Annotated in this window: 1 protein-coding gene and 1 pseudogene; both read right to left on the minus strand. The window is 73.9% G+C overall.

Features of this window, described 5'->3' with window-relative positions; genetic code table 11:
• Positions 1-352: histidine phosphatase family protein (locus GA0115259_RS38645; RefSeq protein WP_176732799.1), on the minus strand; the 352-nt coding region annotated here is incomplete at its 3' end.
• 32 nt (positions 353-384) lie between these two features.
• Positions 385-1,055 (minus strand): annotated as a pseudogene (locus GA0115259_RS38650) (aminotransferase class I/II-fold pyridoxal phosphate-dependent enzyme); the annotation flags it as partial.

The following is a 1,055-nucleotide window of genomic DNA, read 5'->3' on the forward strand; positions in this document are numbered from 1 at the left end:
GCAGAGGTTCGCCGCCGTGCGGCGCGGCCCGTGGATCGGCGAGCCACGCGTCGACGGCGGCCGGCTCGCGGGACATCACCTCGGAGAGGGTGAAGCCGCGCCAGCGGCCCATGTCGCAGTCGCGCAGCGCGGGCTGGGCGAGCGGCGCGAAGCCCAGGGCGTCACCGGTGGCGCGGCTGCGCGGCGTCGGTGAGCAGTAGCGGAGATCGGCGGCGGCCAGCGGGATCAGGGTGTGGGCGGCGAGCTGCATCTCGTACCATCCGACCTGGTCGAGCGGCCGGTCGTCGTCGAAGCGCTCGTCGAACACGTCCGAGCTGCGCGCCGCGGCGACCAACGTGACCCGAACACTCATGGCCGTGATCGTGGAGCCGAATGTCCCGCAGGTCAAGAGGCTCCCCGCAGTGGTGGGCCCGGTGTCCTGGGGCCGGGCGGGACGAGTGCCTCGTCGCAGGCCGTACGGAGCCTCCGTACGCCCTCGGTGAGCTCGGCCGGGCCCGCCACCGCCGCGAAGCTCAACCGGAGCTGAGCGGCGGGAGGTTCGGCGCTGAAGTACGGGCGGCCCGGTGCGACCGCGACTCCCGCGCGCAGCGCGGCGGAGACGACGGCCTGCTCGTCGGTGCCGTCGGGAAGCCGGAGCCAGAGGTGATAACCGCCGGACGGAATGTGCGGCAGGGCCAGCTCGGGCAGCTCGCTCAGGAGCGCCGCCGTGAGCGTGTCCCTGCGGATCCGCAGCGCCGAGGAGACGGAGCGCAGATGGCGGTTCCAGGCGGCGGAGCCGACCAGTTCCAGCGCGGCCTCCTGGAGCGGGCGCGGTACGAAGAAGGTGTCCACGACATGGATGGCGCGCAGCCGCTCCAGAACCGGGCCGCGCGCCACGAGCGCGCCGACGCGCAGGCTCGGCGAGGTCGCCTTGGTGAGCGAGCAGACATGGACGACCACACCGTCCGGATCGTCGGCGGCGAGCGGCCTGGGCAGCGCGCCCGCGTCCTCGTGCACCAGCCGCCGTACGAAGTCGTCCTCGATGACGAAGGCCCCGGCCTCCCGGGCGATCCGCA

Origin of the sequence: Streptomyces sp. MnatMP-M17 (assembly GCF_900091995.1) — a bacterium.
GTDB lineage: Bacteria > Actinomycetota > Actinomycetes > Streptomycetales > Streptomycetaceae > Streptomyces.